Source organism: Candidatus Nitrososphaera sp. 86-2, assembly GCF_056726185.1.
Genome location: NZ_JBWZON010000001.1, coordinates 1,411,752 through 1,423,750, shown reverse-complemented (window position 1 = coordinate 1,423,750; position 11,999 = coordinate 1,411,752). Strand labels below are relative to the sequence as shown.

Here is an 11,999-nt window from a genome sequence, read left to right as displayed (position 1 = left end):
GATTGCCCTGTAGAATATGGTGGTGATAAAGAAATTAAAAGGAAAAAGGGGGGGAGCGTATGCTCTTAGATGACTTGCCACGGTCTGGTAGCGAATGTTACACCAAGGCCAGCTCCGATGATTATACATTGGTATACAATGTTGTTGTACGGAATTGCCTTGAGTATTGGTTCGCCAGTGACGTTCACGGTTTGACCTGGACCGAGACCCGGACCGATGTGCTCAATGTTGAGCTGTGTGTGCACGTGGTATGTGCCTGGTTCAAGAGCCTTTACAGTGATTGAGTAATCAACTGTTGAACCTGCCTTGATGTCGAATATGTTGCCTGGTGGTTCTCTTTGGAGGAACTCCCATCTGTTACCAGCGTTTTCGGATTCGCTGAACAGAGAAAGCCATCCTCTGAGGTCTCTGTTGACTAGACTCTTCAGCTGGCCACTTACGGTTAGCTGTTCGCCTGTCCTAAGGGTATTGTCCGAGAACGTTTCTCCATCAATCTTTACGAATCTGCTCTGCAGCTGTGCCTGCACACCGTGCGCGCTAGCGCTCGGCATGTATGCAATCACGGCAGACAGTACCATGACTGTCGCAAGAGCCGTCACGACCAACGTCTTGCTTTCCATCATATCCCTTACTTAGGCTTACCAGAATAAACATAGATATATACTTTTATGCTTCGGCGCGTGCGCCTCTTGCACGCCCGATACCAATTAGTAGCCGGCGCACAACAGAAATCCGCGTTGGGAGAAGAAGAGAGCTCCAAGCTTGCGCTTTCCTCGATAAAGGATATAGGGCCCGCTACTGAAAAGCGGCTAAAGGAAGCAGGCTTTCGCTCGATAAAGGACCTCTTGGTAAGGGGTCCTGTGGACGTCGCAGAGGCGACGGGCATGGAGATGGACGAAGCAGTGGAGATGTGCAACAAGGCCCGCGTCGCCCTTGAAGAGCTTGGAGTCATCGACAGGAGCTTTGTGACTGCGACCAGCCTCTATGAAAAGAGGCTTGGAGGCCAGCGCATATCGACTGGCGCCAGGAACTTTGACGACCTGCTCGGAGGCGGAGTCGAGACAAGAGCCGTGACGGAGGTGTATGGCGAGTTTGGCACTGGCAAGACGCAGTTGTGCCACACGCTCTGCGTGATGGTGCAGCAGCCAAAGTCTGCAGGCGGCCTTTCAGGCAAGGCGATCTACATCGACACGGAAAACACGTTCCGGCCGGAGCGCATTGTCTCGATAGCAAGGGCGCGGGGCGTAAACCCCGACAGGGCGCTTGAGGGCATCGTAGTCGCCAAGGCGTACAACAGCGCCCACCAAGAGCTGATAATCGAAGAGACGGGGCCCGTGATAGAAGAGCAGGGGATAAAGCTTGTAATCGTCGATTCCGCGGTGGCGCACTATCGCGCCGAGTTCCTCGGAAGAGCGACGCTTTCAGAGCGCCAGCAGCGCCTCAACAAGTTCATGCACATACTGGTGCGCATGGCTGAGACGTACGAGGTCGCAGTCGTCGTGACAAACCAGATCCAGTCGTCGCCGGACGCGTACTTTGGAGACGCGGCAAGGCCAACAGGTGGCAACGTCGTCGCGCACACGAGCACGTACAGGATATACCTAAAGCGCTCGTCAGGCAAAAACAGGATTGCGAGAATGGTAGACAGCCCGTACCATGCCGAGAGGGAAGTGTTGTTCACGCTTGCCGACAGGGGCATATCGGACGTCGAGGGCCAGTAACGCTGTTTATCTGTCGAAAACCCGTGCAGATAACTTAAATTAAGGTCAAAACGCTTTCGTACTGAAAATATGCCAAGATCGCACGGTACACGGAGAAAGGCCCGCTCAATCCTGACAAAGGACAACGTGGTCAGGGGCATATCGTACCTGCTTCACGATTACAAGGTTGGTGACAAGGTTATCATCGAAGTCGACCCGCGCGAGCACGACACCACGCCCCATAGGCGCTTCCACGGGCGCATCGGCGTAGTAAAAGAAGTGCGCAAGCGCACGCTAAAGGTGGCAGTGATGTTCGGCTCCAAGGAAAAGATAATCCAGCCCCGCCTCAACCACATCAAGCCTCTGGCCTCTCCGGGGTCGTCAGAATAATGACCGAGACACTGAAAAAAGAGATAATCACGACCGCACAGGTAAAGGAGATACTGGACGCTGTCAAGTCAGACGATATGGATCAGATTCAGCGCTGGACTTCGGACTATGTGGGCAAGTTCGCAAAAACCGACGCCAAGTCGGCGGCAAAGATGGTAAAACAGCTAGTCGAGCAGTGCGACCTCACACAGGAAGAGGCAGTCGAGGTCGTAAACGTCATGCCGACCACCCTTGAGGAGCTACGGGCTTTTACGTTTGGGTGGAAGAAACTCATACTTACCGAGACCCTCGAAAAGATGCTTTCTATACTAAAGTCAGAGAGCCAAGGCTAAATAGCAATTATTCTACAGTATAGGGGAGGAGAGTCACACACATTGTCAGCAGCACAAGATCCAGCGACAGGGACAGCAGCAGGCCAGCCGCCGGCAAGGGCCGAAGCGGGTCACGAACACGATCATGACCACGGCCAGAGAAAATACGAGGAATATGCCTACGTCCTGGACTATACTCCGAGGGGCAAGTCTGCCACCGTGAGGGGAAGGGAGGGCGTCATAGTGCAGGCCATAGGCGAGGAGCGCCTGACGCTTCTGGAGCTACTGGGAGTGCAAAACTCTACCTTTGATGTCGGCGAGCGCCTCTACATCGGCCGGGAAGGGCGCAACAAGATAATGAGCGTGCTTGGGAGGCTGGACTATAACGACGTCTCGCAGTCGGCCAAGAACGAGCTTCCGCCCATAGTGGAAAAAGTGGTTCTGGCAAACGAAAAGAGGTTTGTCGATTACATCAACATGTCTCAGCCGATAACCCCGAGGATCCACGCACTGGAGCTGATACCTGGCATAGGCAAGACCTACATGATGACGATAATTAAAGAGCGGGAAAAGAAAAAGTTCGAGGGCTTTGCGGACCTGCAGGCGCGGGTAGGACTGAGGGAGCCGGCAAAGCTGGTGGCCAAGAGGATAATAGAAGAGATAATGGGCCAGGCCAGGATGAACCTTTTCGTCAGAAAGTAATTGCCAAGGCGCACCAAGACGCAGGCACTGGGACAGCATTTCCTCCTTGACCGCCGGGTTCTTGCCAAGATACTCGATGCTTCTGCCGTAGGCAAGGGCGAGACGGTGTGCGAGGCAGGAACGGGCAACGGCATCCTGACAGAGGAGCTGTGCAGGCGCGCTAGGCGCGTAGTTTCGTACGAAGTCGACAGGGCACTCTACGCCAGCGCAAAAGCCGCGCTTGTTTTTCAAAACCTAGAGCTTGTAAACGCGGACCTGTTCAAGCGCGATGAAAAGTTTGACGTGTTTGTGTCAAACCTGCCATATTCAAAAAGCCGCGACGCGGTAGAGTGGCTCGCCACAAAGAAATTCGACCGCGCAATCGTGATGGTACAAAAGGAATTCGCTGACAAGCTGTCGGCAAAACCCTGCGACCAAAACTATCGGGCAGTCTCTGCGATTGCGTCCTACTGCTTTTCCATAGATAAGCTGTTCGATGTGGACAAAGAATGCTTCCAGCCTCAACCGCTTGTAGAATCGACAGTCATCCTGGCGACTCTGAAACATCCGATAACACCCGAGATTGTAAAGAACGTCAACAGGCTTTTTTCGCAGCGCAATAAGCGCGCGTCGAGCGTCGCTGCAAGATTTGGCGCCCCTATGGACTTTGGTAGTGACAGGCGCGTGGACCAGCTTGCGCCAGAGCAGATAATTGCGCTTGCAGGGATGGTCAAATGACATGTACGTGCCTGCAGAAGACACGCTCTTTTTGATCGAATGCGCAAAAAAATACCACGGCAAATGGGCCCTTGAAATAGGCACCGGATCGGGCGCAGTCGCACAGTCTCTCCTTTCAAATTTCACGAACGTGGTGGGAACGGACATCGACCTCGCATCGCTTGCATACTGTAAGGGAAAAGGAGGCGTGATGCTTATGTGCTGCGACGCCGCATCAGCACTTTGCGGCAAGTTCGACCTCGTGGTTGCAAACCCGCCGTACCTGCCCGGCGACCCGAAGGCGGACGCAACCGTGCACGGAGGACTCGCCGGCATAGAAACAACGATACACTTTATCGAGTCGGCGCTTTCGCTCTTGTCGGAAAAAGAAGGCAGGATGCTCGTGATAGTGTCGTCGCTTGCAGACCCGTCCGCATTGGACAGATTCATGCGAGAGAAAAAGCTAAAGAAAAGGGTGGTCGCAGAAAAGGCGCTTTTCTACGAGCGCCTTTATGCAGTCGAGCTTACTTTTTGAGCAGTTTTGCTGACCTTGCTGCTATCTGGTCGGCCATCTTTGACAGAGATGCCGTGCCTCCAAGGTCGTAGGTCACGTACTTGTTCTCGTTGATGACATCCTCCGTGGCCTTGAATATCGCCTTGCAGATTTCCCGCTCGCCGAGGTAATCAGCCATCCACGCGCCCGACAACACCGTTGCTACGGGGTTGACCTTGTCCTTGCCCGCGTATTTTGGCGCAGAGCCGTGCGCCGGCTCGAACATGGCATAGTCGTCGCCATAGTTGCCAGAATACACGTTGCCGATGGAGCCAACGTTTCCCGACGCGCATTCGGATATGACATCCATGAACAGGTTGGTGCTGACGAGCACGTTCTTGTTAAAGCGCTCAGGGTTCTTTACCAGCTGCTGCGTCATGTTGTCGATATAATATTCCTCGTACTCGATTCCCTTGAAGTTCTTGCTTGCGTTTTCAATCGACGACCAGAATATACCATCAGTCTCCTTCAGGATGTTGCGCTTTGTTATTGCGACTACTTTTTTCCAGCCATAATCCTTGGCCACCTCAAACGCCTTTCTTGCGATGCGGTCGCAGCCCTTTCTCGTCGTCTTGCGGATTGCGATTGCCGAGTCGTCGCTCGTCTTGAACTCGATTCCCGCGTACAGACCTTCAGTCGCTTCGCGGACGCAGATAAAGTCAAGCTGCTTTTCGGCGTTTGCGTACGTCTTTATCGGGCGCAGGTTGCCATAAAGCTGGAACTTTTGCCTGATGCTGACTGCCACGCTCCTTGGGGCGTTTGGCACGGGGACCGTTGTGGTCGGGCCCTTGAAGCAGGCGTCCGAGTCCTCCAATAGCTTCCAGACCTCCGGCGAGATGTACGAGCTGCCGCCGTTCTTCTCCCACCACTCGGAGCCGGCATCGCACTGGACCAGCTCCATCTTTGTGTTGCACGCCTGCAGGACCTTTATCATCGCGTTTACGAGCTCCGGGCCTGTCCCGTCACCTCTGATTATAGCGGCGGTCTTTTTAGCCAAATTGAATCAAAGCGGGAGTCCGCACTTTCCTATTTAATCCTACTTGCCTACTTGTGTGTGAGCTCCATCCTTATCACCATCTCCTTGGTGAAGGGCGGGACGCTCTTTACGTCGGGGACCTTGGTAAACTCGTTCTTTTCAGAAAAGTACGAGTACTGGATGTTATAGTTGCTCAGGGTCAATACCTGAGGCACATTGGTGCCAGTCGAGTTGTTGACGACTGTTATCGTTCTGTTGTCGTACTCGTAGACGCGCATAAAGTCAACCATCGAAAGTTTCACCGGCCTGATGTACTCGATGTGTATGTCGTTTCCTACCTTGTCGGTGCGGATTGGGCGTACGCATTCCTTGCCGTCCTTGGGCTGGTGGCCGAGGTTGTCAGGCAGCTGCATGGGATGGCCGTCCACTATTACCTCGACCCTGGGGAAAAGCTGGAAGGTCTCGACGTTCACGTTTTTCAGGCACACGTCTATGGGGCTTGGAGGGGGCGAGAGCCACACGAGCAAGAGCGAGCCAAGCGTAGCCGCGCCCATGATTATCGGGATGATGAGCATCTCCTTTTTGCCAAGCCTCTTTCGCGGCTTGTCCTCCTTTATCTTGCGCTTTGGCATTTCGCTTTTGCTGTCCTACTAGCTATTTGGAGGCGTTAATATAACATTGCTTTTTTTCACTGCTGGCAACGTTATATAGCGCGGGATGCAAAATATGCAGATGCGTCTTGTACAGCTTTCAGACATCCACGTAGGCAGCCTCTTTTCGCAGCAGGTGTTTGACACCGTAATCGACGAAGTGAACAAGCTCAAGCCAGACGCAATTATAATCACAGGCGACCTCACAGACGAGGGCATACTGCCGCAGTTTGAAAAGGCGCGCAGCGAAATAAAGCGATTTGAGTGCCCGAACATCATAGTAATTGCGGGGAACCACGACTACAGGCACACCGGCTACTTGCTGTTCAAAAAGTTCTTTCCGACAAAGCATGTCTACGAGTTTGGCGACGTCGTCATCCTGACGCTTGGCACCGCAAGGCCGGACAGAGACGAGGGCGAGGTCGGCTACCGGCAGAACCTGTGGATGGAAAAGACTCTTGCAAAATACGCGGACAAGGTCAAGATAGTCGCGATGCACCACCACCTGGTGGGAATACCGGACACGGGCACCGACAAGATACTCATACTTGACGCCGGCGACACTCTCCGTACGTGCCTCCAGTCAAAGGTGAACCTCGTCCTGTGCGGGCACAAGCACAGGCCCTGGGTGTGGAAGCTGGGGTCGCTTGAGATAGGCTACGCCGGCACTACCTCGTCGAGCAGGTTCAGAGGGTTCTTTGAAAACTCGTACAACATCATCGAGGTGGAGGACCACAAGGTGCGCGTCGACATCAAGATAGTGGGCAAAAAGCGCTTTCCCCTCTCAGACCTCGTGGAGATGTACAAGCCGTTCCTTGAAGAAAAGCCATGATTATTAATATGCGGGCGTCCCAAGCTTGGCTGGCAGCTGTGAAGATTCAGAGTTAATCCTGACCTGATGAAGAGAAGGCATTTGACTGAGCTGCCACCGCTATATCATAAGGCAAAGCCAAAATAACCGCAGGCCCTACAAAAGATGTACAGCTTGGTTGCAAGCCTTGCTCTTTTTGGCGATTTTCAGATGGGAGGCAAAGAGATTAGCGTCAATGATAATCATACATGCTTAGATTTTAGTATAGATTATAATTATATCTTTTTAACTTTTAAATTACATAATTATTATTTCATAGATCATAATGAGCAGATTACTCTATAATCTGTTGTCAATTTTTGAAATGCAGGTTAATATAGTCGATTATTCACTAGGTAATTCATGGCGCAGATGCCAGCACTGATCCCGAAGGAAGTCGAGATCCAAAGACTGAAGAAGATCTACATCATGGTGATCATGCTCGGTTCCATCGCAGCCTCCGTCGAAGTAGACAACTTCGTCGATGGCTCGCTGCACCAGACTGCAATCAGAGATAGCGCGTTTACACCGGCCCACTGGTGGCTGTACAGCCACTTTGTGGCTCTCCCGGTCGGCTGGGGTATGGTTGCAATCTACGACAGAAGAGTTCCGATACTCAGAGGTCCAGGCAACTCGATGAACACCGGTCTAAAGATAACCATCATCGGCTACCTAGCCACGATGTTTACCATCGGTGTCAACGAGATGTGGCACTTCTGGTTCGTCGAGGAAATCTTCTCTGTTCCTAACCACTGGATGTTCAACATGGGTGTCGTAGTGGCATTCATGGGCGCTCTGGCCTATGTAGTCAGAGTGTACGCCAGACTGGTGGAACTGGGTGCAGAAACACCGGCAAAGAACCCATATGTAGCAGAGTTGTACAAGCTCGCACTCGAAGGCAAGCTGTACAGCAGGTCCATCCCATAAAACAACGGGGTTTCGACTCTATCTGGGCCGCAAGGTCCAGACTCCCTTTTTTCTTTTTATTTTTCTGGTCTTAGTGAATTCTCTGGCTATTTTATCTTGCAAAAACTAATTCTCTTCTATAAGGTGACTCTTCAGTGTTGGGCCAAGGTCATGAAAAAGCCTCTCAAGATGTATCAGGTTGTAATACGCCTGCCTTCTGCCGGCTGTTCAAACTGCGCCACATCTTTGCATTTTTTTAAAGCACAAGTATCCCTTCTGCGTATTATATTACTGCCATGGACATGTCTGCAACGTGCGGAGCCTGCGGAAAAAAGACGCAGGACTATCCTGTGTTCTGCTACATGTGCAACGACTACTTCTGCTCCGAAGCCTGCCACATGACCAAGCACGCAAGGCCCTGGCAGAAATACTGACTCTACTCGCGCCTGAGCGCCACTATCGGGGGTGTCCTTGAAGCGCGCCATGCAGGATACATGCCGGCAAGCACCGACAGCCCGACTGAAAGTCCCCATACAGTGGCCATGTCCTGCGGCTGGAACACCGGCGTCATGTTCTGGGTGTCTGGACTCTGCGACGCAAAGCCTGCGACGAGCACATAGCCTCCCAATACTCCTACTCCCATGCCGGCCGTGGCGCCAATGACCCCTATGGTCAGCGCCTCGACTAGAAACAGCACCAGGATAAAGCTGTTCTGCGCGCCGATGGCCTTCATCGTGCCTATCTCCCTGATGCGCTCTGTTACTGACGTATAGAGCGTGGTGATGATGCCGACTGCGCCCACCAGAAGCGCCACAAGCGCGATGCTGGTTGTAAACGACTTGAAGCCGCCGATGAAACTCTGTATGGTCTGAAGTATCGCCTTTGGAGTAGTGATTCCGATGTCCTTGCCGTACAGGTGGCGTATCTCTTGCTCTACTGCATCGACAAAGTCTCCCGAGTCTGCCGCTACCAGCAGCGCGTCGTACTTGCCTGCTTTGTGAAGCATCTGGTTGCCTGCTATGCGGTTGAACACGACCGCATTATCCACTGTCGGGTTGCCCGTGGCCTTCATGATGCCTGAGACGACAAAGCTTCGTGTCTCTTTTTCCTGCTTGCCCGTGTCAGGGTCGACGAATGTGTATGTCGCCCGGAGGGTCTGGCCTACCACCGCAAATGGAGTAGAGTCGCCGGGCGGGTTTGCCACCTTTTCTGCCAGGATTATTGCAGAGGGGTCGTTCTGTCTGATGCTAGAGCCTTCGACGAAGGTAGTGGTGGGAGCTATTACGTACAGCTTTTGCGGGTCGATTGAAAACACGGTCGTGTCGTGTTTTTTGCCACCTGCCTCAAGCGTTATGGCGCCCTGGTACGACGGGATGACGTCATTTACGAACGGAAGCGAGCGTATCCTGCTCACCACTGCCTCGTTGAGCGTTATTTTGGGCGCCGGTGGCGGTCCTCCGCCACCGAACCCTCCCCCGCTGTTGTCGGTCTGCGCGCTCGTCACGAACAGCACGTTTGCCGCCAGCTTGCTGAACTGGTAGCCGATAAAGTTGGAAAAGCCTGCTGTCATGCCGTTTAGCGCGACCATTAGCGCGCCTCCGACCACCACCATCATTATCGTGAGGGCCGATCTGGTCTTGCGCTCCCTCAGCGCGTCGATGGACAGTCCAAAGATTTCCTTGATGTTCATTTATTTGCTCTTCTCTTCTGGTTTCTTGCTGCCGCTACTGCCGCCAAGGTGGCTGTCCAGCACTGACTCGATGTCGTCACCGCCGCCGTTGTTGCCGTTCTGCTTGCTGAACTGGAGCGTGTGCTTTAGTTTCGACTTTTTCCTCATGCGTATCACGACCACTGCTATCACTACTGCGGCTATCACCCCTGCGATGACGCCTACCATCATCATGGTGCCTGCGGCCTGCGCCTGCTGCGCGTTGCCTGCCGGTGCCTGGGGCACAAAGTTGGCGTTGGTCTTGATGTCAAATGTATGCAGCTGCCTCAGGCTGTCCTTGTACTGCACCCTCAGTTCTATGGGATACGTCCCTGCCGCAGTGCCGTTTGCGACGTGAATCGGTATGCTGAACGGGAGAGGCGAGTTTGCCGTCAGGTCGCCGAGGTACTGCTGCGGCGGAAGCGGATTTGCAAGGTCGTCTGCGCTTGTCACCTCTACCGTTGTAAAGAGCGCAAGCACGTTTCCTTCGTTGAGCAGGTTGCCCGATATGTTGGGAACGCCGCCGATGTAGGTCACGCCAATGTCGTACGCCTTGACGCTTATCTCGCCGTCGACATAAGTGCCGATGTCAAACGTCTCTATTTCCGGCTGCCCAGCCACCGTGCGCTGGACCGTGAGCTTGAACGTCGCGGCCTTGCCTATCATGTCGGTCGACGAAAACACCTGCGTCGCTATCTCTTGGCTTGCGCCCGGTGCCAAGTCGCCAACCGTCCAGCTGGTCTTGCCGAGGATCTTTATCTGCTCTGCAGTCGAGCTTATCGAGGCCACCACGTTTGACAGCTGCTGGTTGCCGTTGTTTGCAAGCGACACCTTCAGGTCGGTTATCTTGCCTGCAGTCATTATGGAAGAGTTGCCCACAGGCGTCACGCTCAAGGGCGAGTTTGAAGATGTCGGCAGGACGATAAGGCCGACCGGCACGGTAGTGTTCTTTCTCTCGCCGTACGTGTTGCCGTACGTTATGTCTAGCGGGACCGTCTGGAGCGTCTCGCCAGCAGAGTTGCTGGCGTACAGGACCGGCTCTATCCTGGTAGAGTTTCCTGGGGCAATGGTCCCGATCTCAAACGATTTCTTGCCCACAGCCACAATTGACGCCTGCTGCGTGGTGGGGTTGACGCCTGATGAGCCTGGGACGGTCACCACGACTCCCGTGGCCGGCGCGCTTCCAGTGTTTGTTATCTTGATTGCGACATTGCCCGAGGTTCCCGGCGTGACTCCTCCTTCTGACGAAGCGTCAAGGATTACCTTGCCAAACACCTTGAACGGGACATTGATGTTTGCCGTCCTTGGCATGCCGGATTCTAGCGTCCTGGAATACTCTACCTTAAGGTTGGCGCTATAGTTCTGGATTGACACCTTGGAGACGTCTACTTGGAAAAAGAGCGTGAACGTGTTCCCCGCCGTGACTATGCCGTTGTACGACGCGACTGCCTGGTTGGACTGGGAAGAGCTGAACCCTGATGGAAGCGAAATGGTCCCAGTCACCGAGGTGATGTCAGAGAACCCCCTGTTGACAAGTGTCACGGCAAGGACGGACGCGCCTTCTCCGGGCGCGACTTCGACCTTTGAAAGTGAGGTGCCTGCCGGGGGCGCCGTGGTCCTGTCAGTCCAGAACGCGTCGAGGAACACCGGACCGCTCAGGTTGGCGTTTACAATGTCTGCTTCGCTTTGTGCAAAGGCTGCAAGCGGCGCAAACAACATTGCTGCTATCATCATTGGAGCGAGATACTTTTTGTTGTTGCTGCTGCTCAATTGTTTACAACCTCCTTCTCGACCTTGCCATCGCGGACGTATATCGCCCTGTCGCAGGCTTCTGCAAGCTCGGGGTTGTGGGTTACCATCACGATTGTCCTTCTGAATTTGTTTGAGAGCATCTTTAGCAGTTCAAACACCTCGTTTCCCGTCTTGGTGTCGAGGTTGCCAGTCGGCTCGTCTGCAAGGATTATCGCAGGATCGTTCATCAGCGATCTTGCGATGGCGACTCTCTGCTGCTGGCCGCCAGAAAGGTTGACCGGCTTGAAACCGGCCTTGTCGCCTATGCCGAGCACTTCGAGCAGTTTTTCTGCCCTCCTCTTGCGCTCGCCGCTTTCCATGCCGGAAAGGACTCCGGGGAGCTCGACGTTTTTCAGGACCGTGGTCCTGTTTATCAGGTTGTACGACTGGAAGATAAAGCCGATGAGGTGGTTCCTCATCGTGGCCATTTCAGAATCTGCAAGCGCAAAGATGTCGATGTCGTTTATGTAGACCTTGCCCGAAGTCGGCTTGTCGAGCGCGCCGATTATGTTGAGGAGCGTCGACTTGCCGCTTCCCGAGGGGCCGACTATGGCCACAAACTCGCCCTTGTTTATCGAAATGTTGACGCCTCGAAGCGCGGCGACTCTTCCTGCCGCCGAGTCAAAGACTTTCGTAACATTGTCTACCTTCATAACCGTCTGGCTGTCGGAACTTGCGTCTCCCAAAGCGGATTCTCTAGTGGTGTCCAATTATTTTATAGAAAGTCCTTCGGGGTAAATAAAGATAACTGACTGACCAGTCAGTT

15 protein-coding genes are annotated in these 11,999 nt (G+C 53.6%); 9 read left to right on the top strand and 6 right to left on the bottom strand.

What is annotated here, in order from left to right; translation table 11 throughout:
- Nucleotides 1-65 precede the first annotated feature (65 nt).
- Nucleotides 66-623 (bottom strand): methane monooxygenase/ammonia monooxygenase subunit B, encoded by a 558-nt coding sequence (locus tag ACYOR7_RS08685; protein ID WP_294808093.1) that lies wholly within the window; start codon nt 621-623, stop codon nt 66-68.
- A gap of 45 nt (nt 624-668) precedes the next feature.
- Between ACYOR7_RS08685 and radA the strand changes: the two genes are divergently transcribed.
- The 6 genes from radA (at nt 669) to ACYOR7_RS08655 (ending at nt 4,334) form a co-directional block, all read left to right on the top strand.
- Nucleotides 669-1,721, top strand: coding sequence for a DNA repair and recombination protein RadA (gene radA, locus ACYOR7_RS08680; RefSeq protein ID WP_479913640.1), 1,053 nt, complete (start codon nt 669-671; stop codon nt 1,719-1,721).
- Between the two features lie 69 nt (nt 1,722-1,790).
- Entirely contained in the window at nt 1,791-2,090 is a 300-nt protein-coding gene (locus ACYOR7_RS08675) for a 50S ribosomal protein L21 (RefSeq protein ID WP_479913639.1), read from the top strand.
- Nucleotides 2,090-2,422, top strand: a complete 333-nt coding sequence (locus ACYOR7_RS08670) for an RNA polymerase Rpb4 (RefSeq protein ID WP_294808060.1) — start codon at nt 2,090-2,092, stop codon at nt 2,420-2,422. The genes ACYOR7_RS08675 and ACYOR7_RS08670 overlap by 1 nt, the downstream gene beginning before the upstream one ends.
- A gap of 42 nt (nt 2,423-2,464) precedes the next feature.
- Nucleotides 2,465-3,103, top strand: coding sequence for a DUF655 domain-containing protein (locus ACYOR7_RS08665; RefSeq protein ID WP_479913638.1), 639 nt, complete (start codon nt 2,465-2,467; stop codon nt 3,101-3,103).
- Nucleotides 3,104-3,820 (top strand): ribosomal RNA small subunit methyltransferase A, encoded by a 717-nt coding sequence (locus tag ACYOR7_RS08660; RefSeq protein WP_479913637.1) that lies wholly within the window; start codon nt 3,104-3,106, stop codon nt 3,818-3,820. It begins immediately after the preceding gene.
- Nucleotides 3,801-4,334, top strand: a complete 534-nt coding sequence (locus ACYOR7_RS08655) for a methyltransferase (protein ID WP_479913636.1) — start codon at nt 3,801-3,803, stop codon at nt 4,332-4,334. Before ACYOR7_RS08660 ends, ACYOR7_RS08655 begins: the two co-directional genes overlap by 20 nt.
- Here ACYOR7_RS08655 and ACYOR7_RS08650 read toward each other — a convergent pair.
- Both ACYOR7_RS08650 and ACYOR7_RS08645 read right to left on the bottom strand, forming a co-directional pair.
- Complete coding sequence (locus tag ACYOR7_RS08650; protein WP_294808072.1) at nt 4,324-5,349, bottom strand: isocitrate/isopropylmalate dehydrogenase family protein; 1,026 nt, start codon at nt 5,347-5,349, stop codon at nt 4,324-4,326. The two genes, ACYOR7_RS08655 and ACYOR7_RS08650, sit on opposite strands and share 11 nt — an antisense overlap.
- A gap of 47 nt (nt 5,350-5,396) precedes the next feature.
- Nucleotides 5,397-5,960 (bottom strand): hypothetical protein, encoded by a 564-nt coding sequence (locus ACYOR7_RS08645; RefSeq protein ID WP_479913635.1) that lies wholly within the window; start codon nt 5,958-5,960, stop codon nt 5,397-5,399.
- A gap of 100 nt (nt 5,961-6,060) precedes the next feature.
- Here ACYOR7_RS08645 and ACYOR7_RS08640 point away from each other — a divergent pair, with 100 nt between their 5' ends.
- From ACYOR7_RS08640 to ACYOR7_RS08630, 3 genes are all read left to right on the top strand, one after another.
- Nucleotides 6,061-6,810, top strand: a complete 750-nt coding sequence (locus tag ACYOR7_RS08640) for a metallophosphoesterase family protein (protein ID WP_294808076.1) — start codon at nt 6,061-6,063, stop codon at nt 6,808-6,810.
- A gap of 381 nt (nt 6,811-7,191) precedes the next feature.
- Entirely contained in the window at nt 7,192-7,755 is a 564-nt protein-coding gene (locus tag ACYOR7_RS08635) for a methane monooxygenase/ammonia monooxygenase subunit C (RefSeq protein WP_472457506.1), read from the top strand.
- Between the two features lie 275 nt (nt 7,756-8,030).
- Nucleotides 8,031-8,168, top strand: coding sequence for a hypothetical protein (locus ACYOR7_RS08630; RefSeq protein WP_158385124.1), 138 nt, complete (start codon nt 8,031-8,033; stop codon nt 8,166-8,168).
- A 2-nt stretch (nt 8,169-8,170) separates the two neighbouring features.
- Here the strand turns inward: ACYOR7_RS08630 and ACYOR7_RS08625 are convergent, their stop codons facing one another.
- From ACYOR7_RS08625 to ACYOR7_RS08615, 3 genes are read right to left on the bottom strand one after another with little or no spacing between them, the layout of a single operon-like run.
- The gene (locus ACYOR7_RS08625; RefSeq protein WP_479913634.1) at nt 8,171-9,424 is read right to left on the bottom strand and encodes an ABC transporter permease; all 1,254 of its coding nucleotides are present in this window, start codon (nt 9,422-9,424) and stop codon (nt 8,171-8,173) included.
- Nucleotides 9,425-11,212: a COG1361 S-layer family protein gene (locus ACYOR7_RS08620; RefSeq protein WP_479913633.1), complete on the bottom strand. Its 1,788-nt coding sequence runs from the start codon at nt 11,210-11,212 to the stop codon at nt 9,425-9,427.
- Nucleotides 11,209-11,943 (bottom strand): ABC transporter ATP-binding protein, encoded by a 735-nt coding sequence (locus ACYOR7_RS08615; protein ID WP_294807481.1) that lies wholly within the window; start codon nt 11,941-11,943, stop codon nt 11,209-11,211. Before ACYOR7_RS08615 ends, ACYOR7_RS08620 begins: the two co-directional genes overlap by 4 nt.
- Nucleotides 11,944-11,999 lie beyond the last annotated feature (56 nt).